This is a genomic window from Streptosporangium sp. OZ121 (assembly GCF_051918885.1).
GTDB lineage: Bacteria > Actinomycetota > Actinomycetes > Streptosporangiales > Streptosporangiaceae > Streptosporangium.
On record NZ_JBPXMC010000001.1, the window covers coordinates 925,345 to 942,759 of the forward strand.

The 17,415-nt window shown below is 65.7% G+C and carries 25 protein-coding genes and 1 tRNA gene; 9 read left to right on the forward strand and 17 right to left on the reverse strand.

The annotated features are described in order from the left end of the window. Positions 1-272 precede the first annotated feature (272 nt). The gene (locus tag ACTOQ1_RS04300) at positions 273-1,391 is read left to right on the forward strand and encodes a hypothetical protein (RefSeq protein ID WP_440064572.1); all 1,119 of its coding nucleotides are present in this window, start codon (positions 273-275) and stop codon (positions 1,389-1,391) included. A 214-nt stretch (positions 1,392-1,605) separates the two neighbouring features. Here ACTOQ1_RS04300 and ACTOQ1_RS04305 read toward each other — a convergent pair whose 3' ends face one another. Next, the gene (locus ACTOQ1_RS04305) at positions 1,606-1,977 is read right to left on the reverse strand and encodes a DUF5997 family protein (protein ID WP_440064574.1); all 372 of its coding nucleotides are present in this window, start codon (positions 1,975-1,977) and stop codon (positions 1,606-1,608) included. A 55-nt stretch (positions 1,978-2,032) separates the two neighbouring features. Between ACTOQ1_RS04305 and ACTOQ1_RS04310 the strand changes: the two genes are divergently transcribed. Continuing rightward, on the forward strand, positions 2,033-2,779 hold the full coding sequence (locus ACTOQ1_RS04310; RefSeq protein ID WP_440064575.1) for a LysR family substrate-binding domain-containing protein: 747 nt from the start codon (positions 2,033-2,035) through the stop codon (positions 2,777-2,779). A 261-nt stretch (positions 2,780-3,040) separates the two neighbouring features. Continuing rightward, positions 3,041-3,397 (forward strand): helix-turn-helix domain-containing protein, encoded by a 357-nt coding sequence (locus ACTOQ1_RS04315; protein ID WP_355564273.1) that lies wholly within the window; start codon positions 3,041-3,043, stop codon positions 3,395-3,397. 27 nt (positions 3,398-3,424) lie between these two features. Here the strand turns inward: ACTOQ1_RS04315 and ACTOQ1_RS04320 are convergent, their stop codons facing one another. Next, positions 3,425-4,015, reverse strand: coding sequence for a ClpP family protease (locus ACTOQ1_RS04320; RefSeq protein ID WP_440064577.1), 591 nt, complete (start codon positions 4,013-4,015; stop codon positions 3,425-3,427). Next, the gene (locus ACTOQ1_RS04325; protein WP_440064578.1) at positions 4,012-4,638 is read right to left on the reverse strand and encodes a ClpP family protease; all 627 of its coding nucleotides are present in this window, start codon (positions 4,636-4,638) and stop codon (positions 4,012-4,014) included. The genes ACTOQ1_RS04320 and ACTOQ1_RS04325 overlap by 4 nt, the downstream gene beginning before the upstream one ends. A 797-nt stretch (positions 4,639-5,435) precedes the next feature. Here ACTOQ1_RS04325 and ACTOQ1_RS04330 point away from each other — a divergent pair. Together ACTOQ1_RS04330 and ACTOQ1_RS04335 are read left to right on the forward strand one after the other, a co-directional pair. Then, a complete protein-coding gene (locus ACTOQ1_RS04330; protein WP_440064579.1) occupies positions 5,436-6,638 on the forward strand; it encodes a poly(ethylene terephthalate) hydrolase family protein in 1,203 nt (400 codons plus the stop codon). Positions 6,639-6,804: 166 nt separating this feature from the next. Then, positions 6,805-7,110, forward strand: coding sequence for a hypothetical protein (locus tag ACTOQ1_RS04335; protein ID WP_440064580.1), 306 nt, complete (start codon positions 6,805-6,807; stop codon positions 7,108-7,110). Between the two features lie 554 nt (positions 7,111-7,664). Here ACTOQ1_RS04335 and ACTOQ1_RS04340 read toward each other — a convergent pair. Together ACTOQ1_RS04340 and ACTOQ1_RS04345 are read right to left on the reverse strand one after the other, a co-directional pair. After that, positions 7,665-8,240 carry an SMI1/KNR4 family protein gene (locus ACTOQ1_RS04340; RefSeq protein ID WP_440064582.1) on the reverse strand — a complete coding sequence of 192 codons (576 nt, stop codon included), beginning with the start codon at positions 8,238-8,240 and terminating at the stop codon, positions 7,665-7,667. 121 nt (positions 8,241-8,361) lie between these two features. Then, positions 8,362-8,499: a hypothetical protein gene (locus tag ACTOQ1_RS04345; protein WP_440064583.1), complete on the reverse strand. Its 138-nt coding sequence runs from the start codon at positions 8,497-8,499 to the stop codon at positions 8,362-8,364. A gap of 114 nt (positions 8,500-8,613) precedes the next feature. Between ACTOQ1_RS04345 and ACTOQ1_RS04350 the strand changes: the two genes are divergently transcribed. Genes ACTOQ1_RS04350 through ACTOQ1_RS04360 form a run of 3 tightly spaced genes read left to right on the forward strand, consistent with a single transcriptional unit; the run spans position 8,614 to position 9,322 of the window. Continuing rightward, positions 8,614-8,784 (forward strand): hypothetical protein, encoded by a 171-nt coding sequence (locus tag ACTOQ1_RS04350; protein WP_440064585.1) that lies wholly within the window; start codon positions 8,614-8,616, stop codon positions 8,782-8,784. Next, entirely contained in the window at positions 8,766-8,996 is a 231-nt protein-coding gene (locus ACTOQ1_RS04355) for a type II toxin-antitoxin system RelE/ParE family toxin (RefSeq protein ID WP_440064586.1), read from the forward strand. Before ACTOQ1_RS04350 ends, ACTOQ1_RS04355 begins: the two co-directional genes overlap by 19 nt. Beyond that, on the forward strand, positions 8,993-9,322 hold the full coding sequence (locus ACTOQ1_RS04360; RefSeq protein WP_031170124.1) for a helix-turn-helix domain-containing protein: 330 nt from the start codon (positions 8,993-8,995) through the stop codon (positions 9,320-9,322). Before ACTOQ1_RS04355 ends, ACTOQ1_RS04360 begins: the two co-directional genes overlap by 4 nt. A gap of 778 nt (positions 9,323-10,100) precedes the next feature. Here ACTOQ1_RS04360 and ACTOQ1_RS04365 read toward each other — a convergent pair. After that, entirely contained in the window at positions 10,101-10,667 is a 567-nt protein-coding gene (locus tag ACTOQ1_RS04365; RefSeq protein ID WP_440064588.1) for a hypothetical protein, read from the reverse strand. A gap of 117 nt (positions 10,668-10,784) precedes the next feature. On the opposite strand from ACTOQ1_RS04365, the gene ACTOQ1_RS04370 reads away from it, so the two are divergent. Further along, entirely contained in the window at positions 10,785-11,027 is a 243-nt protein-coding gene (locus ACTOQ1_RS04370) for a hypothetical protein (RefSeq protein WP_440064589.1), read from the forward strand. A 293-nt stretch (positions 11,028-11,320) separates the two neighbouring features. Here the strand turns inward: ACTOQ1_RS04370 and ACTOQ1_RS04375 are convergent, their stop codons facing one another. From ACTOQ1_RS04375 to ACTOQ1_RS04425, 11 genes are all read right to left on the reverse strand, one after another. Then, positions 11,321-11,629: a helix-turn-helix domain-containing protein gene (locus ACTOQ1_RS04375; protein WP_440064777.1), complete on the reverse strand. Its 309-nt coding sequence runs from the start codon at positions 11,627-11,629 to the stop codon at positions 11,321-11,323. Continuing rightward, positions 11,629-11,994: a type II toxin-antitoxin system RelE/ParE family toxin gene (locus tag ACTOQ1_RS04380; RefSeq protein ID WP_440064591.1), complete on the reverse strand. Its 366-nt coding sequence runs from the start codon at positions 11,992-11,994 to the stop codon at positions 11,629-11,631. Before ACTOQ1_RS04380 ends, ACTOQ1_RS04375 begins: the two co-directional genes overlap by 1 nt. 481 nt (positions 11,995-12,475) lie before the next feature. Continuing rightward, positions 12,476-12,814: a helix-turn-helix domain-containing protein gene (locus ACTOQ1_RS04385; protein ID WP_440064592.1), complete on the reverse strand. Its 339-nt coding sequence runs from the start codon at positions 12,812-12,814 to the stop codon at positions 12,476-12,478. Continuing rightward, the gene (locus ACTOQ1_RS04390; protein WP_350977175.1) at positions 12,811-13,173 is read right to left on the reverse strand and encodes a type II toxin-antitoxin system RelE/ParE family toxin; all 363 of its coding nucleotides are present in this window, start codon (positions 13,171-13,173) and stop codon (positions 12,811-12,813) included. Before ACTOQ1_RS04390 ends, ACTOQ1_RS04385 begins: the two co-directional genes overlap by 4 nt. A gap of 645 nt (positions 13,174-13,818) precedes the next feature. Then, complete coding sequence (locus ACTOQ1_RS04395) at positions 13,819-14,328, reverse strand: type II toxin-antitoxin system VapC family toxin (protein ID WP_440064593.1); 510 nt, start codon at positions 14,326-14,328, stop codon at positions 13,819-13,821. After that, a complete protein-coding gene (locus ACTOQ1_RS04400) occupies positions 14,234-14,437 on the reverse strand; it encodes a hypothetical protein (protein WP_362851602.1) in 204 nt (67 codons plus the stop codon). The genes ACTOQ1_RS04395 and ACTOQ1_RS04400 overlap by 95 nt, the downstream gene beginning before the upstream one ends. A 232-nt stretch (positions 14,438-14,669) precedes the next feature. Then, positions 14,670-14,744 (reverse strand) — tRNA-Val (locus ACTOQ1_RS04405). A gap of 32 nt (positions 14,745-14,776) precedes the next feature. Beyond that, entirely contained in the window at positions 14,777-15,790 is a 1,014-nt protein-coding gene (locus ACTOQ1_RS04410) for an ROK family protein (protein WP_440064594.1), read from the reverse strand. A gap of 212 nt (positions 15,791-16,002) precedes the next feature. Further along, positions 16,003-16,245 carry a hypothetical protein gene (locus ACTOQ1_RS04415; RefSeq protein ID WP_440064596.1) on the reverse strand — a complete coding sequence of 81 codons (243 nt, stop codon included), beginning with the start codon at positions 16,243-16,245 and terminating at the stop codon, positions 16,003-16,005. 131 nt (positions 16,246-16,376) lie between these two features. Beyond that, the gene (locus tag ACTOQ1_RS04420) at positions 16,377-16,835 is read right to left on the reverse strand and encodes a peroxiredoxin (protein ID WP_440064597.1); all 459 of its coding nucleotides are present in this window, start codon (positions 16,833-16,835) and stop codon (positions 16,377-16,379) included. Positions 16,836-16,918: 83 nt separating this feature from the next. Further along, positions 16,919-17,347: a DUF3052 domain-containing protein gene (locus ACTOQ1_RS04425; RefSeq protein ID WP_329084203.1), complete on the reverse strand. Its 429-nt coding sequence runs from the start codon at positions 17,345-17,347 to the stop codon at positions 16,919-16,921. Positions 17,348-17,415: the final 68 nt, after the last annotated feature.

Here is a 17,415-nt window from a genome sequence, read left to right on the forward strand (position 1 = left end):
CGCCGGCCCTCCAACGCCGCCAAGGTGGCCGCGACAGAGGACAGCGGTGGCGGTCATCAAGCCCGATGGCCGGGGCTCCGGGCGCTGCCGACGACATCTGAATCCTGACCCCCTGGCGTCGCCACGGGGTCAGTTCTCACCGCCGCCGGCACGGGCGCGGTGGATCTTGAGATCGTCGCGCTCGATTCGGCTCACACCTTCACGGCGACCTGCGGTCGCCGGCCGTACGTGGTCTTCCCTGTCCTCCTGGAAGCATCATGTAGCTTCTGCCCATGACGCGGAGCTTGTCCGGGATCAGGAAGTTTCCGGTGGTGATCCTGGCGTGCTTGGTGGGCTGCACCTCCACGCCCCGGGCCGTGCGGCCCACCGCGGCGGCCCCGCAGGTCACGGCGAGCCACGCGCAAAGCCACTATGGCCCCTTCTCCGGACGGCCGCTCGGCCCCGGCAGCGGGATTCGTCTGCTCGTCGGCGGCGACGGCCCCGCCGGCCAGACCCCGGCGATACTGAACGTCGACACCGGCGCCTCGACGCCCGTCACGGGCCTGCCGGATCCGGACCCGCGCGTCACCCTCTCGACCTTCGCCCACGGCAGGCACACCGTGATCGTGGTGAGCGGACCGGCGGTCGGCCAAGGACGGCTGTACCTGCTCAAGGGCGCCGAGGCGCGCAAGCTGGCCACCGGCTGGTACGCGTTCCCCGCCTTCGACGACTCCGGCTTCTGGATCACGGACCGGCCGGTCCACGACGGTCCGTGCACCGTGCGGAAGCAGGCCGAGGACGGGAAGGTCCTGCGCCGTCCCCGCTGGAGCTACTGCGGCGCGTTACCGTTCCTCGACACGCCGTACGGCCTGCACACCAGGCACAGGGACGAGTCGATCCTCCTGACTCATGACAGCCTGCGGAAGACCGGCAGATACCCCCAGATCATCGCGGCCACCTCCCAGGAACTGCTGGTGCGGCAGCGGGGCGGGAACCTCGCCATGGTGACCCCCGGCACCGAGGAGGAGCGGCCGATCGGCAGGCCGACCGGAGCGGGCGAGATCAAGGACGGCGAGGTCAGCCCCGACGGCAGGTACATCGCCGTCCCGTTCCTCGCCCCCACCACGGGGCCGCACGAACATCTCGACGTCCGGGTGCTGGACACGAGGACCCTGCAATGGGCACACCTGCCGTCGATGCCCGTGCCCATCGACGTCAAGACCCGCAGGATGCGCTGGACACCGGACGGCCGGCTGGTGCTCGCGGGCGCCTTCGTCACGACCACCGACGCCCATCCGCGGGAGGGCGACCACACCAGCATGATCGCCACCTGGAGGCCCGGCGAGCAGGCGCTGTCCATCAGGCGACTCCCCGTGAACCGGCAGACCAGCCTGGCGATCATCATCCCGTAGGAAATCATCATCCCGTAGGAAACGGAGCCGGTTCTTCACCGTGCGGTGCGCTCCAGGCCGGGGTTGCCGGGCGGTGCGCCTCCCGGTAACCCCGGCCGGGCGAGCCGTGCAAGTAGCCCCGGCGCTCGGGGCCGAGCCGGCGAATGGGTCACTCAGCGAGGCGGCGGCAGCCTGAAGACGCGTCCGGGGCCGGAAACGTGCGGGATCTCAGTGTCTAGCGTTGCTTGAGGCGGAGGGCCTCTTTGCGGACCTCGACCTGGAGGGCCTGCTCGCGCTCCAGCCACGCCGGGTTCTCCGCTTTCAGCGCATCGATCTCGGCGGTGGTGAGCGGTCCGGTGATCCCACCCCTGAGCAGGCCCGCAACGGAGACCTTGAGCTTCGCGGCGATGACCTGCTTGGAGTGCGGGCCGTTGCGGCGCAGGTCGACGAGCCAGGCAGGTGGCGTCGACTGCAACTCGTTCAACTCGTCCCTGGAGACGACACCCGCCTGGAACTCGGCGGGAGTGGCCGAGAGGGGGACACCCAGCTTCTTGGCCGCGGTCGCGGGCTTCATCGTCTGGATGGTCTTCGGTTTGGACGAGGTCATGGCGTCAAGAATAGTCAGCCGGAACAGGTTCTCTTGTCATCGGTACCCTGAGGAAGTGACTGATGCAGAGACCGGCAGGACGTTTCGACTGGCTTACGTGCCCGGGGTGACACCCGCGAAATGGGTCAACGTCTGGACCGAGAGAATGCCCGGCGTGCCGGTTACCCTGGTCGCGGTTCCCGCCGCCGAGGCGGTGGGACTCCTGCGGAGCGGCGGCGCCGACGCCGGATTCGTCAGGCTGCCGATCGACCGGGACGGGCTCAGCGTGATTCCTCTCTACGTGGAGACCACGGTGGCCGTGGTCCCCAAGGACCACGCGGTGGCCGCCGCCGACGAGGTGTCCGTCGCCGACCTCGTCGACGACGAGGTGTTCCATCCTCTGGACGACAGCATCGAGTGGACGGCCCGGCCCGGGCTGCCCGCGTTCACCCGCCCGGCCACGACGGAGGACGCGGTCGAGCTGGTAGCGGCCGGAACCGGGATTCTCCTGGTTCCGCTGTCGCTGGCACGCCTCCACCACCGCCGGGACCTCACATACCGGCCGGTGCCGGACGCGCCGCAGTCTCAGGTCGCGCTGACCTGGCCCACGGACGCGACCACTGACCTGGTGGAAGATTTCATCGGCATCGTCCGCGGCCGGACGGTGAACAGCTCGCGGGGCCGTACTCCCGCCACTCCCGCCACTCCCGCCTCCCCTGTACGGAAACCGGCGCAGCGGCAGGCACAAAAACCCGCACAGAACGGCTCCGGTCGCCGGGCCGTACCGGCCGGCCGCAAGAAGAAGGGCAACCGGCCTCGGTGACCCCGCCCTGCCGATCTGCCGCTGATCATGCTGCTTCGTCTTACGGAAAACCGTGAGCGACACGATCGTCCTACCCGGAGCACACCGGTACGTCACCCGGGACGCGCTGCTCGCCCTCCGGCGGTATCAGTCCGGCTCGCACATCAAGAGTTCGATGTGCGAGCCTCACCGACCCCGCGGGGCGGGACGAAGGAGGCGAGGAGGGTTCCGCTCTGCGCGAAGCCGGCAGAACTCGAACGCACCGTCTACCTATGGTGAGGCATGGCCTCCTCTGTCCCGCCGCTACGTCCGGCGATCGATCGGACCGATCCCAAGCCGTCTCCGGCTCGCGAGCCGCTGTGGCGGCACGCGCTCGGTGAGTGTCTCAGAGGTCTTCGCCACGAGCGGGGCGAGAAGTTGAGCGAGACGGCGCGTCGCGCCGGCGTCTCGCCGCAGTATCTCTCCGAGATGGAACGAGGCCTCAAAGAGCCATCGAGCGAAATGATCGCCGCGGTCGCCGGCGCGCTGGACGTCACCCTGGTCGATCTGACCCTTGCCGTCGCCGAGAGCCTGCGGTCCGCTCAGAGCAGCACGTCGAGAGGTGCCACCTGCTCGGCGGCGTACGCCCTGGCCGCGTAGCGTGGCCTGCCGGGATCGTCCACGAGCCTACGAACGCTCCTCGATGATCTCGTCGAGGAGCCCGTACTCCAGGGCCGCTCTCGCGGTGAACACGCGGTCGTGATCGGTGTCGGCGCGCAGGGTCTCGATCGTCTGGCCCGTGTGCCGTGACAGTATGCGCTCGATGTCCGCCCGGACACGTACGACCTCGTCGGCCTGCAGGATGAGGTCGGGGATCGTTCCGCGCCCCTGGGCGGCCGGTTGGTGCAGGATCACTCGTGCGTGCGGGAGAGCGGCGCGTTTTCCTTCGGCGCCCGCGGCGAGAAGGACGGCACCCACCGCGATGGCCTGTCCAACGCAGGTCGTCTCAACCCGCGGGCGGATATAGCGCATGGTGTCGTATATCGCGAGCATCGCGCTCGGATCCCCGCCTTCACAGTTGATATAGAACTGTATGACGCCATCGGGGTTGTCCGACTCCAGGAAAATAAGCTGTGCGACGAGCGCGTTCGCGACGCCCGCATCAATTGCGGTTCCCAGATAGACGATTCGCTCGGTGAGCAGGTGCGAGTAGACATCCATGATCCGCTCGCCACGAGGATTCCGGGCGATGACGTTGGGGATCGTGTACGTGGTCACTGGCCGACTCCTTTGGTGACGCCGAATCCGGGCCGCGGGCGATCGTGTGGCGCGATTTCGTCGAAGCTCTGGACGATTGCGTCGATGAAGCCGTAGTCCAGTGCCTCTTGCGCCGTGTACCAGCGATCATGCAGAGAATCCTCGAATATGCGCTCTACGGACTGACCCGTGTCCTCGGCGATGAGACCGAGCACCGTGTCGCGAGTATGCCGAAGATCGTCGGCCTGCAGCTCGATGTCGACCGCGGTGCCGCCGATTCCGGCCGAGCCTTGGTGCATCAGGACACGTGCGTGCGGCAGGGCGCGGCGCTTCCCTCGGGCACCCGATGACAGCAAGAACTGCCCGGCGCTGTAGGCGATGCCCAGCACGAGGGTCGACACGTCACAGGGAATGAGTCGAATGATGTCACGGATCGCAAGCATCGATGGAACCGAGCCGCCCGGGGAGTGAATCCACAATGCGATATCGGTCGACGCGTCCTGCGTGGCGAGTGCTATCAATTGCGTGGCGAGCAACGTCCCGTTGTCATCATCGAGAGGGCCGTCGAGAACGAGAACACGCCGCTCGTAAAGCTGATGTCTCACCCGCGCGTTGAACAGTGGAAGTTTCGATTCTTCACCCATGCGTCCATCATGTGGGGCTGTCCGGATCGGCGTCGACGCGATCCGCCTGGGGCAGATCTGCTCTGAGCAGAGAAAAACCGGTTTCCGGTCCGGTTCGCAGCATCGCGGTGAATGGCCACCAGGCTGTGCTGAGCCTCCCTCCTCGACTCCCCGCGGTGTCTCGGGACCGACCACCCGGCAATCCCCTCAAAGCTCGGCCCCCTTTTCGCGCGGCCCGGGAACATCACGTCAGCTCTGGTGAGGGTGAAGTGGCGGTGCCGGTCCGTGGTTCACGGAACTCCGGTCACCAGACGCGCCTTTGACGGGCAGCGATCCACGCCCGGCCGGCTCCAAGATCGCGATGAAAGTTTCAGGTGCTTTTATCGTCGACGTCCTGCGTCGACACACCATAGGACGCGTATACGCCAAAGCGGGTCGCCGAAAGTTTTACACGGATCATGACACATTTCGGAGATGTTTCCACACTAAACCCCCGGAGCGGTTTCCACTGCCGGGTGGTGATGCAGGGGCCGCCGATCACGACGCCCTCATGGTAGGCCCGGTGCCGGGACGAGGAGGCGAGCGGTGCGGTGCGGAGCCGCCGTACCGAAGACCACTCGGCGATGGCCGTCACGTGCTGATCCCGATGAGGGGCTCACCCGAAGAGAAGGAACACCACAGTGCGACGACGTGTGAGGGAGACTCCGGCGCCTCGTGCCGCCTGGAGGGTCCGATCAGAGCCCGGGCCACAGGGCGGGTGGGCGAAGCGTGCGATAGCCGCGGCGGTCGTCGTCCTCGGGCTGCTCGCGGTGACCGTCGTGACTCGGCCGGCATCGGCCGCCGACAATCCCTATCAGCGAGGTCCCGACCCTACCTTGGCCAGTGTGGCCGCCACCAGGGGGAGCTTCGCCACCGCGCAGATCAGCGTGCCGCCCGGGAACGGCTTCGGCGGTGGGGTGATCTATTATCCGGCGGACACCGGCCAGGGGACTTTCGGCGCGGTCGCGATCGTGCCCGGCTACTCCGCCCTGTTCGCCGACGAGGAGGCCTGGATGGGCCCCTGGCTCGCGTCCTTCGGTTTCGTCGTCATCGGAATCGAGACCAACAGCCGCACCGACGGCGCCGATCCCCGAGCGACCCAGTTGCTCGCCGCCCTGGACTATCTCACTCAGCGGAGTTCGGTACGCGACCGCGTCGACTCCAGCCGGTTGTCGGTGGTCGGCCACTCCGCGGGTGGCGCCGGCGCCCTCATCGCGGCGCTCCGGCGGCCCTCGCTGAAGGCCGCGGTCGGGCTCGCACCCGGCTCGCCCACCGGGAACCTGAGCCTGGCCGATGACCGGGTGCCCACGATGTTCATCTCCGGACAGAGGGACACGGTGGTCACGCCGTCCTACCTCAACGGGTTGTACAGCACTCTCCCGGCCACGGCGCAGAGCGCCTGGGTGGAGATAACCGGCGTGGACCACCTGTTCGCGACGAGGGCGAACACGACCGAGATGCGGACGCTGATCCCATGGCTGAAGATCTTCGTTGACAACGACACCCGGTACACCCAGTTCCTGTGTCCGTTGATGGACTCCACCGGCATCTCGATGTACCGCAACAAGTGCCCATACGTGCCGCCAGGCGGCCCGTCACCCTCGCCTTCGGTCACCCCGTCACCCTCGCCCTCGATCACCCCGTCACCCTCGCCTTCGGTCACCCCGTCACCCTCCCCGTCTGCGGGCGCCTGCACCGCGAGCTACCGCACCACGAACTCGTGGCCGGGCGGCTATCAGGGCGAGGTCACGGTGCGGGCAGGCGGCTCGGCGGTCAGCGGATGGACCGTCAGATGGACGCCGGGCAACGGCCAGACGGTCAGCCAGGTGTGGAACGGCACGCTGGCCGCCGACGGCCCCGCTGTGACGGTGACGAACGCCTCTTACAACGGCTCGATCCCGGCGTCCGGCACGACCACCTTCGGCTTCCTGGCCGGCGGTACGCCGTCGCCCCCCTCCCTCACCTGCAGCGGTCGCCCGTGACACCCGTTCGGCACGCTGTGGCAGTCAGTCGGTCAGGTGCCCCTCCCCTCCCGGCGTCGTTGAGCCATCCCTCCACGGCAGGAGCCCCGCCCGCGTCACGATGGCCGTCGTACGAGACCTGGCACTACCTGAGGAAACGAGTTCCGCCTGAACTGACGTGGCGCTCATGACCGCGGCGGACGACCGGATCATCCCCGCGATCCCTACCGCGTCGAAGGCGCCGGCGAGGAAGCGCATGGGGCATGACAGCGTGCGCGCGGCGATGATCTATCAGCCCAGGACGGCGCAGGCTGATCGGAAGATCGCCAACACCATGAACAGCATGACCGGAGAACCGGTACGGCCGGCCGAGCAGCGCGAGGAATCGGCGCCGACACGTCCAAGATCCGTACTCTCATGGCAGCGACCCCCGCCAGAAGATCTCTGGCGGGGGTATTTTGGCTGGTGGGCACTACCGGTTTCGAACCAGTGACATCTCACTTGTAAGGCGATCCGAGCGGGGCGCGACCAGCGGCTATACCCCGTCTGACCTGCGGTTCTCATCCACAGAGATCCATCGATGTCCACGCTTGTCCGTCGCCGTTGTCACCCAGATTGTCACCCACCTTTGAGCTATCGGGCCATGGTTCGGCGAACTCGAGCGCTGCTGCGAGGTCTGCTGTGCCCTCAGGGAGGTGCTTCCGCGCGGGTGGCGTCGCCCTGCTCACGGCAACAGAACGAGTTCACGCCGGTCCTCTGAAAGTCGGACGCGCGCGCCAGGGCGGGGAAGCCGCTAGTCACGGCCACGACCGACATCACCCTGCTGACAAGGCTTATCAGGGGGCGGTAGCCGAGACGGTAATCACCCGCTGCAGGGGAAGAACAAGCCCGCCCCAGGAGCGGGCCAACCGATCCCACGCCAAGCTCCGCAGACTCGGTGAGCCGGCGCATCCTCCGAAACCACGGTGCAGGGCCAAGCAAGGCCAGACACCCGATCAAGACCATCGCCGTATTTCAAAACCACCGATCCACCTGAAGATGAAAAGGTCAGTGCAGTTCGCCCTGGAACGCGCGCTCCATCAAATGCCAGAACGACCGGAGACGAATACCCCCGGATTCGAACAGCGCATCGAAACACCATGCTTCCCACTCGCCACCGTCGGTGATGACGTGCGGATTGAGCAGGTAGACGCGACCCTCGACATCCTCAGAGATCTGCAGGGTGTGAGGAACATGGTCTACGAGTTCGAAGTCGTTCGGGTCTTGCGGCGCGTCGTAGTCGAAGGAATACCCGATGGGCAACTCCGGTGCCGGGACGTCCAGGGGAGCGCCCCACCGGTGTGCGAGATGCGGGGCGACGTCGCGAGTCCAGCCGACGTCGGCTATCGGCAGCAGGTGAAGGCTGGTGAAGGACTGTTGGTCCCAGCCGTTGCTCACCAGAAGAAACTCTCGATAACTGGGGGGCAGAAGCCGGCCCAGACGCTGCTCCTGCCGACGAATCTCAGCTTCGTCGGCAGGAGCCATTCCCAGCCAATTTGGCTCATCCGGGGACATGTACGGCCCCGCATAGGCGGCACGGAGACGATCAGCCCACGGATGACGGGAAGCGTCGGGGGGATTCATGGGTGCATCTTACCCATGCGAGGCGATCCGAACGGGGGCGTGACCAGGGTCAATAGTGGCCCTGACCTGGGCGTACGGCCCACGACCGTCCACCGGTGTCCGCCCCCGTCCGGGGTCGTTGTCACCCAGAACTGGCGCTCTCCGCAGGCTTGCACGGCTCCTCCACCCAGGCGTCCCGGCCGTTGCTCCACAGCTCTGAGGCGTGATAGCCGAACCGGTCGAACAGGCCGTCGTCCTGGTAGCGACACAAGCGCATCATCGGCGATTCTCCTCCGCGCCCACGGCACAGGCGAACCGGTCAATCTTGTGAAGAAGTCTTTCCAACCCGGTTGAAGCTCCACCCCAGATATGAGCCAGAGGTTATATTCTGAAGATGACCTGGGAGATCGTCCTGCTGGAACCCGCAGAGTCCTGGTTCCTCAAACTCTATGAGAGTGATCCGGACTCGGCGGCCCTCGTCGAGAAGGCGATCAACCGGCTCGCCGAGGTCGGCCCCGCTCTCGGGCGCGCCCCTTGGTGGACACGTTGGAGGACGAAGACCTGAACAACCTGAAGGAGCTTCGTCCAGGGTTGCGAGGGCGGTCAGAGATTAGAATCATCTTCGATCCCGACAGGGAAGCGGTCTTCCTCGTGGCCGGAGACAAGGCAGGTAAGTGGTCGCGCTGGTATGACGAAGCGATCCCGCTGGCCAAGTCTCGCTACACGGAGTATCGCGCGGAGAAGAAGGCCGAGCAGACCAAGGAGGACAGGCGATGAGCCCTGCGCGCCGCTGGCAGGAGGTCAAGGCTGAGGCCCACCGGCTCCATCCCGAGTTGGCCACTCCCGAGCGACAGGCTGCCGCCGAAGCCGAACTGGACGCGTACGTGGCGGGGTATCACCTGAAAGAGCTGCGTAAGTCGCTGGGCAAAACCCAGGCCGAGGTCGCTGCCGCGCTCGGCATCTCCCAGTCACGGGTCTCCCAGATCGAAAACGGCGACCTCGACGCCATGGAGCTGGAAACCCTCCGGGCCTACGCGGCCGCGCTGGGTGGACACGTCGAGGTGACGATCAGCGTCGGCCCACACTCCGTCAAGGTCGCCTGAAATTAGCCGAGCCCATTCAAGACAGCTGCCCAGCGAGGACATCTCGCGCATGAAGGCGACATCTGTCCAACCGACGCTGCGATGCGTGCAGCGGGCAAAAAAGAAGCCCTTGACCTGTTTCTGCAGTTCAGAGCCTTGTGGTGGGCACCACTGGGTTCGAACCAGTGACACCTCGCCTGTGAGGCGATCCGAGCAGGGGCGGAACCAGGACCGACACCGACTCACCTGAGCGTACGGTCCACGACCGTCCACCGTTGTCCGGTCCCGTCCGTGGTCGTTGTCGTCCAGTTGGTCACTCAGGTGCAGCAACCGCCGGTCAATCAGGCAGCAGCCTGAACGCCGATATGCGGCGAGGCCGGACGACCTTGAAGTGTCGATGATCCACCGTGGCGATTCCCTCAATCCAAGGCATTCAGCAATGATGATCACTGCCGAGTCGACGAGCCACAGCGGCAGATTGAGGTAGGTCTCGACGAGCTGCGCCATGCGCGGCAAGTCATCGTCCTCCAACTCGGCCACATGAAAGCCGTTATCGCCAAACGACTTAAGGAACGTCACTCAATTCCTTCAAAGGGTCGAGTCATGGCATGTCCGTGAACACCCCCGCAGGGGATGGACCTGTTCGCCGCCGAACCTGGTTCCGAGCCGACGGCCGGGCTGCGGTATCCGGCGCACTCCACAACGCGGAAACCGTCCGCCCTCGGCTGACGCGATCGCGTCCTTCCCCGGTCGATTAGCCGACAGCCCACTTCCAACTGCGTTGCTTGTCGAGCCGCTGTCAACAATTGAGGGCGGTAGTGGTCTGGGGCCGGCCCGAGGCGGGATCCAAGACTACGCGGAATGTTCGCCCGTCGACTGCCCGCATCTCAAGCGAACTCTGCCCTGTCCACCTGACCGAATCAAAGGCGTCATCAGGGACGTCGTCGTTGAAGCAGCCAAGATCCCACTCCTTGCTGAGCAACCCGCCATCCCTACGGACACTGAGCCACATCACCGTGTCCGGCCCGAGACCCGCCAGCGACTGCTGGAGCCGGATCCTGTACGGGGCCGGTCCGTCGATGAAGCCGACCTCCTTGGTAGAGGCGAACGTAAGAGAGACCCACCCCCCGAACAGCGCGGCACTCGCGCCCAGCCCGGCAAGGACGACGATCACGACGCGCAGCCACATCCATCGCAGTCTGACGGCGGCCAGCGCCATCAGGAGGCATGCCAGCAGACCGAGCGCGAACGGATGGTTCAGATGTTCCCTCAAGAGCACCAGGTCAGAGTCATGGAAGTACACCAGGGCCGCGAGGCCGCCCGCGCAGAGCGAGGCGGCCAGCAGTACGAGTGAGCGAGCAGACATCGCAGATCCCATCGCTGAGGTGCCACCGAGATCATGACAGCATCGCGGTGTCGCAACCGCTCAGTGCATGGAATCTCAACGAAACCTGCACAGCCTCCGAGGTGACGCCCAGCCATCGTGGACATCTCACGCCTGGTCGGCCACCGGAACACGGTGGCCACCGAGGCCGTCCGCAGGAAGCAGATCCGGCCCATGCTGATGCAGGGCGCCAAGGCCATGGACGACATCTTCGGAAGTCGGTCACTCACGCCCCGTTCCGAAGATCGGGTACGGGGCGTTCTGGCTGGTGGGCACTACTGGGTTCGAATCAGTGACATCTCGCTTGTAAAGCGATCCGAGCGGGGGCGCGACCAGAGCTGATACCGGCCTGACCTGGGTGTACGATCCATGCCCGTCCACTGGCGTCCGGCCCCGTCCCACGGCGTTGTCACCCGGTTGGTCACTCAAGCACGGCAGGCAGCAACGCGAAAGTCCACAAGGGGGGAAGAACACTGAACCGCGCCGGGATTGATGGAGGCTTTGATGTACCCCGAGTTCGGTGGAGTCGAGGCACACCACTCTCTACGCGTCCTGCCATCAGGGCTGATCTTGGTGTCCCACAGCACACCAACAGCGAGTGAGATCTTACGCACCAGGTGACCAGTGTCCATCGATCAGGCCGCGTGTGGCTCGAACCAGACCGAACCCAGATCATGACCGGAGGTAAGACGAACATCAGCGTTCAGCGCCGCGGCCAGATGCCGCAGCAAGGCGACCGTCGGCGCGGTCCCACCTTCCTCGATGCACTCGATCTCGTCCTCGGTCATGCCCGCACGCTCAGCCAGCTCCGCCACGGTCAGTCCAAGCGCGCTACGCCGGTCGTACAAAGCCTTACCGAAGGCCAACGCCTCTCGAATCATGATCCGTTCGGGATCCTCAACCGAGGGTTCAGGCCGCACCCAGCGGGTGTGATAACCAGTCATCACGCCTGCCTCTCATAGATCTCGGCCACCGGCCCATGGTGGTCGCGTTCACAGATTTTCTGCGCCCGGACCGCCCTGTCGATCTGCCGCTGATCATGCTGCTTCGTCTTACGAAAAACCGTGAGCAACACGATCGTCCTACCCGGAGTACACCAGTACGTCACCCGAGCTGCAACATCACGCAACCGAACACGCAGTTCCCAGACCGGCCCTTCCAGGTGATCCGACCATGGACCGCCAAGCTCGGCCCCTTTCTCCGCCAGTAGACCGGCCACCTCGTCGACGCGCTTAAAGTCGGTGTCGCTTAGGTTGTCGAGCCACTCGCGAACCTCCGGCTCGATCTCAAAACCATACGGTTTGCGCAACTGAGACTCCCTCCACCCAGGCACCTTACTGAGGGTAGCGAGTCATTGCCGATGGCGACGGGCATGGAACCTACCTTCCCCTGCCTGAATCGCCAAGAGCGGAACAGCACAGGTGCGCGCTCACATACGGCCCGACTACCTAAGCGAGGTGTGACCGAACGATGCGGCAGAGAGGGTTCGACCGAAAAGCAAAGCCCTTGACCTGTCTTAGCAGGCCAAGGGCATGTGGTGGGCACTACTGGGTTCGAACCAGTGACATCTCGCTTGTAAGGCGATCCGAACGGGGGCGCGACCAGGGCCGATACCAGTCCTGCCCTGGGCGTACGGTCCACGGCCGTCCACCGTTGTCCGCCCCCGTCCGGGGTCGTTGTCACCCAGTTGGTCACTCAGATACGAGACGCGACCAGGCGGCGCGGCAGCAACGTGAAAGCCCGCAAGGCAGAGAAGAACACCGGAACCACGGCATCCATCGTGAGCACGATCACCCCGTACGTCGACCGCGAGGCGTATCGAGCACCATGGCCGAGTCTCCGAAGTCGGCCACGATCTTGAGCTGACCTCCGAGCGCCGTCACGTAAGCGGCCAGGGTGGCCACTTCGCTGATCACTCCGCTCTCGATCTGTGAGACGCGGGCCTGTGACACGCCCATCGCCTGAGCGACATCCTCCTGTCGCAGGCCAAGCTTGCGTCTGGCTTCAGCGAGTTGGTAGGCGCGCTGGCGAGCTACGAGCCCATCTCGGAGTTGGGCAACCTCTTGCTCATCACCGGGCTGAACAAGTTCGGCACGTAGTTCCTCCCATGTCACCGCCTGATCGCTCATCGCTCCCTCTCCTTGAGGTACCGGGCAAAACGCACCTCTGCCGTTTTGATCGCCACGTCATACCACCCGCTCCAGTCGCCGGATTTGTCTCCGGCGACCAAGAACACAGCTTGGCGCCAAGGGTCGAAGACGAAGAGCATGCGCACCTCGCTCCGCCCGCTGGATCCAGGCCTCAGCTCCTTAAGGTTACGGATGGTCGATCCATGAAGCGTGTCCACCAAGGGCCGCCCCAGACCGGGACCTTCCTCGGCCACCCGATCCAAGGCCGCAGCGATCAGCAAGAGCGTCTGCCGATCCACCTTCCGTAGCTCGTGAAGCCAGTCACGGACCTCTGGAACGATCACTATCTGCCAGTTCACTCAAGCATAATAAATTTCTTATGTTGATCCAAGAGGAGCTTTGACAACTCAGCGTATTGCCAGCGCAACAAGACCTCCCTCTCCTCTTGATGTGGAGATCTTGAGGCAGGAATCATGAGTGGCCGAGAGAAGGGATCTTGTCGGAGTCGCCCGAGCGATCGACTGTCCCCAGGTGAGGACGCGATCGGAGACCCTCCATGCCGACCGACCACAATGCTTGTGGGTGCGCCTTCGCCGTGTTCGCTCAGCCCGACCTGGCCCAACGTCCCGTCGAGAACACCTCGTACCTCGTCGATCATCGCAACGCGGTCATCACGAAGACTGCATATCGCAAGTAGATCAGAGTGGCACACCTACAGGCACGGAGGCATTAGGCGAAGTCTTCAAGAGTTAGTCACCCAGCAGTCACTCTCGCTCTGGCTCCAAGGCGAGAGGAGGGACGTTTTGCCTGGTGGGCACTGCTTACTGGTGGGCACTACTGGGTTCGAACCAGTGACATCTCGCTTGTAAGGCGATCCGAACGGGGTCGCGACCAGGACCGATACAAGCCCTGACCTGGGCGTACGGTCCACACCCGTCCACCGTTGTCCAGGCCCGTCCGTGGTCGTTGTCACCCAGTCAGTCACTCAGGTACGGCATCTCGGATCAATCAGGCAGCAGCCTGAACGCCGATATGTGGCGAGGTCGGACGACCCTGAAATGTCGATGATCCACCGTGGCGATCTCCTTCAGCCCGAGGCGTTCAGCGATGGTGATCACTGCCGAGTCGACGAGCCCCAACGGCAGATCGAGGTAGGTCTCGACGAGCTGCGCCATGCGCGGCAAGTCCTCATCCTTCAACTCGGCCACGTGAAAGCCGTTACCGCCGAACGACTTGAGGAACGTCACCTCAGCCTGCGGCCCCACACGAGAGTCGAGCAGATAGCCCACCTCGCCCATCACCGGCGAGGGAACGAGCAGTGGACCTTCCGCCTGCCGGAGGAGTCTCAGACACGCCCGGTGATGTTGGTCCTTCACGTTACCTGCGGCGAGAAGAACACCCGTGTCACACAGGAGCACCTCAGCGGCCCCACTCCGAGCGGAGGATCTCTTCGTGCCGCTCAGCGAGATCGGAGGCGGCCTCGAACGACGCGAAGAACGGAAGATCGCGCTCACTTGACTCAGGCTCACCCAAGCGACCGCGGATGAGCTCCAGGGCCGGACGGAGCTCCGCCTCCGGCAGCTGATCTACCAGGTGATGCAGTTCCTCACGCATGACGCTCATACCTACAAGTGTAGGTCGCCTACTTTCCGTGCATCGGGCTCATCCTCCCAAAGCATGATCAGAAGAGGCGACCTGATCTGGTCATGGGCGACAGAGCAGTCCCTTCGAGGGGAGAAAGCTGGCTCCAGCCAACGTAACTCGCTGATTTGGCGAGCGATCGCCAAGTGATGAAACACGCATATCTTCTGAAAACATGAGAGGCTCTGACCTATTAACGCAGGTCAGAGCCTTGTGGTGGGCACTACTGGGTTCGAACCAGTGACATCTCGCTTGTAAGGCGAGCGCTCTACCGCTGAGCTAAGCGCCCGGGGAATCCCGTTGGACAGACGGGATAACACTTTACGCCACCCGGGGGGACTTCAGTACATCGAGAGACCACGTGGTTCCCGCGTCGGTGAAGCCGGCCGCGCGCCAGCCGAGGAGGGCCGCGCCGAGCATTCCGGCGGACACGCCGAGGGCGGCGTGGCGCAGGGGTGGGGCCTGGCGGAAGGCGAGGCGTTGCTGGAGCCGTTCGGCCAAGGGGGCGGAGAGGAGGGTGCCCGCTTCGGCGAGGCCGCCGCCGAGAACGATGGCGGAGGGGTCGAGGAGAAGCGTGTAGGTGGCCAGGGCGAGGGAGAGCGCCTCGACCGCGTCTCCCCAGATCTCCGTGGCGAGCGGGTCACCGGAGGCGGTCAGGGCGGCGACCCGCTCAGCGGTTACCGGGACGGCGGCGGGTGAGGTGCCGGTGGAGGGGGGAAGGGCAGGGGAACCGGGGGCGCCGGGAGAAGAGGCGGCGGCGCGGGTGGAGTAGCGGCGGGCCACGGCGGAGGCGGAGGCGTAGGTCTCCAGACAGCCGATCTGGCCGCAGGCGCACGGTTCGCCCTCCGGGAAGACCGGGATGTGGCCGATCTCGCCACCCCATCCCTCACTCCCGCCGTACGGCTCGCCGTGCAGGATCGTGGCACCTGCGATACCGGTGCCGATGGGTAGGAACAGGAAGTCGGAGAGCTCGCGGCCCGCACCGAGGACGCTCTCGGCGAGACCACCGGTGCGGACGTCGTGCCCGAGCATGACGGGAACGTCCAGCGGGACGAGATCCGTCGCCGGGATGTCGCGCCAGCCGATGTTGGCGGAGTAGAGAGCCGCCTCGGCGGTGACCAGGCCGGGTACGGCGAGACCGACCCCCTCGGGAGTGCCGCCTCCCGCGGCTGCGAGGTCGTCGATGAAGGACCGGATCGTCGCGATGACGGCCGCCGGCCCCCTGTCGCGCGGGGTGGCGCGCCGGTCGGTGCGGAGGATCTCGCCGGAACGGGTGACGAGGCCGCCCTTCATCGACGTTCCACCGACGTCAAGGGCCACAACGAAGGAGCTCATGCACCTATCCAGCGGGTCGAAGGGGCGGGACCGAGCCCGACACTAGCGCACGCCGGGCACGCCGGAATGGAGGGATCTCCCCCGTACGGGCGGGCAGGCGGGCGACCCCGGCGGGCCGTCCATCGCCCGGGGATCCGCCCCGTCTGACCGGGACACGCCCGTGCCCGATGCGCGCCCGGACGGCTCCGGGAACGGCCGGGCCGGGTGGGTCCTCAGGGGACCCGGCGCAGGACCCTGGCCAGGGCGGCCTCCACCTCGTCGGCCAGGCCGGGCGCGTAGGAGGCGGCCAGGCTGCCGTCGCCTCGCGCCGGACGTACCGAGCCGCAGGAGCGGCACTCCACCTCGCCCAACCGGCAGATGAGTGCGACGGAGCCGCACGAGGAGCACGTGTCGAGGTCGGCTTCGTGGGTGCGCCGGCAGTCCGGGCAGATCAGCACCTGTGTCTCGTCGCGCACTCCGCGCGTCCACGGACTGGCACCACGGATCGGGTCGGTCTGCCTGGCCCCGCAGGAGAAGCAGGGCATGATCGCCTCCGAGAGGTCGGACCGGCAGGCACCTCGCGAGCGGGCGTCCGCCGGATCACCGCTTAGGGAAGTTCGGCGAGCGCCTTGCGGTACTCGGCGACATCGCGGGCCCGCGAAACCGGGTTCACGACACGCCAGCGGACCACACCCTCGCCGTCGATGACGAAGGTCCCGCGTCCCGCGCAGCCCTTCTCGTCGTCGAATACACCGTATGCCCGCGCGACCTGTCCGTGCGGCCAGAAGTCGGAGAGCAGTGAGAAGGCGTAGCCTCGCTGATCCGCCCACGCGCGGTGAGCGAAGATTGAATCAACTGAAATCGTAAGAATTTTAATGTCTTCCGGCATGTCGGCGCCGAACTCGTCGCGGACGGCGTCAAGTTCGTTGCCGCAGACGCCGCTGAAGGCGAAAGGGTAGAAGATCAGCACGATCTTTTTGCCCCGATGCTCGGAAAGCTTGACCGGGGTGCCGTGCTGGTCCCTCAGCTCGAAGTCGGGAGCCTGGCCACCCACCTCGATCGCCATGATCGGGGCTCCTTTCCTCGACTGACGGCAGGCGTCATCATCCTGCCGTACGGCCCGCGTGAGCCGTACGGCAGGGCGGACCCTTAGCGGCGCGCCTTGGGCGTCGCCAGACGCGTCCCCGACCAGTCGGGAGCGGCACTGATGCTGCTGGTCTGCGAAAGACCCGCAGTGGTCGCGTCTTCCCCGATGTCGCTCGGCTCCACGTGCCCGTCCCGGCCGGCTTTGGGAGTGAGCAGCCAGATCTGGCCGCCGTCGGTGAGGTTGGTCACCACGCTGCTCAGGGCGTCGAACAGATCGCCGTCACCGTCACGCCACCAGAGCAGCACGACGTCGACGACGTCCTCGAAGTCTTCATCGACCAGCTCGTTACCGGTCAGCTCCTCGATGGAGTCGCGCAGATCGTCGTCGGTGTCCTCATCCCATCCGACCTCCTGCACCACCTGACCCGGCTTGAGGCCGAGTCGTTCGGCCAGGCCGCGTTCGCCCTGCGCCTGACCCGCGGTCGCGCTCACGTTTGTCCCTCCTGCTTGAATGGCCCCGCAATCACACGGTGCTCAGAGTGCTTCGGCACAGTCCACAC

What these genes read in the sequence shown, in the direction of transcription:
- ACTOQ1_RS04300 (WP_440064572.1), top strand. Translation starts at nt 273, where the DNA reads ATGACGCGGAGCTTGTCCGGGATCAGGAAGTTTCCGGTGGTGATCCTG.
- ACTOQ1_RS04305 (WP_440064574.1), bottom strand. Translation starts at nt 1,977, where the DNA reads ATGACCTCGTCCAAACCGAAGACCATCCAGACGATGAAGCCCGCGACC.
- ACTOQ1_RS04315 (WP_355564273.1), top strand. Translation starts at nt 3,041, where the DNA reads ATGGCCTCCTCTGTCCCGCCGCTACGTCCGGCGATCGATCGGACCGAT.
- ACTOQ1_RS04325 (WP_440064578.1), bottom strand. Translation starts at nt 4,638, where the DNA reads ATGGGTGAAGAATCGAAACTTCCACTGTTCAACGCGCGGGTGAGACAT.
- ACTOQ1_RS04335 (WP_440064580.1), top strand. Translation starts at nt 6,805, where the DNA reads ATGACCGCGGCGGACGACCGGATCATCCCCGCGATCCCTACCGCGTCG.
- ACTOQ1_RS04340 (WP_440064582.1), bottom strand. Translation starts at nt 8,240, where the DNA reads ATGAATCCCCCCGACGCTTCCCGTCATCCGTGGGCTGATCGTCTCCGT.
- ACTOQ1_RS04345 (WP_440064583.1), bottom strand. Translation starts at nt 8,499, where the DNA reads ATGATGCGCTTGTGTCGCTACCAGGACGACGGCCTGTTCGACCGGTTC.
- ACTOQ1_RS04350 (WP_440064585.1), top strand. Translation starts at nt 8,614, where the DNA reads ATGACCTGGGAGATCGTCCTGCTGGAACCCGCAGAGTCCTGGTTCCTC.
- ACTOQ1_RS04360 (WP_031170124.1), top strand. Translation starts at nt 8,993, where the DNA reads ATGAGCCCTGCGCGCCGCTGGCAGGAGGTCAAGGCTGAGGCCCACCGG.
- ACTOQ1_RS04365 (WP_440064588.1), bottom strand. Translation starts at nt 10,667, where the DNA reads ATGTCTGCTCGCTCACTCGTACTGCTGGCCGCCTCGCTCTGCGCGGGC.
- ACTOQ1_RS04375 (WP_440064777.1), bottom strand. Translation starts at nt 11,629, where the DNA reads ATGACTGGTTATCACACCCGCTGGGTGCGGCCTGAACCCTCGGTTGAG.
- ACTOQ1_RS04385 (WP_440064592.1), bottom strand. Translation starts at nt 12,814, where the DNA reads ATGAGCGATCAGGCGGTGACATGGGAGGAACTACGTGCCGAACTTGTT.
- ACTOQ1_RS04400 (WP_362851602.1), bottom strand. Translation starts at nt 14,437, where the DNA reads ATGAGCGTCATGCGTGAGGAACTGCATCACCTGGTAGATCAGCTGCCG.
- ACTOQ1_RS04410 (WP_440064594.1), bottom strand. Translation starts at nt 15,790, where the DNA reads ATGAGCTCCTTCGTTGTGGCCCTTGACGTCGGTGGAACGTCGATGAAG.
- ACTOQ1_RS04420 (WP_440064597.1), bottom strand. Translation starts at nt 16,835, where the DNA reads ATGGCGATCGAGGTGGGTGGCCAGGCTCCCGACTTCGAGCTGAGGGAC.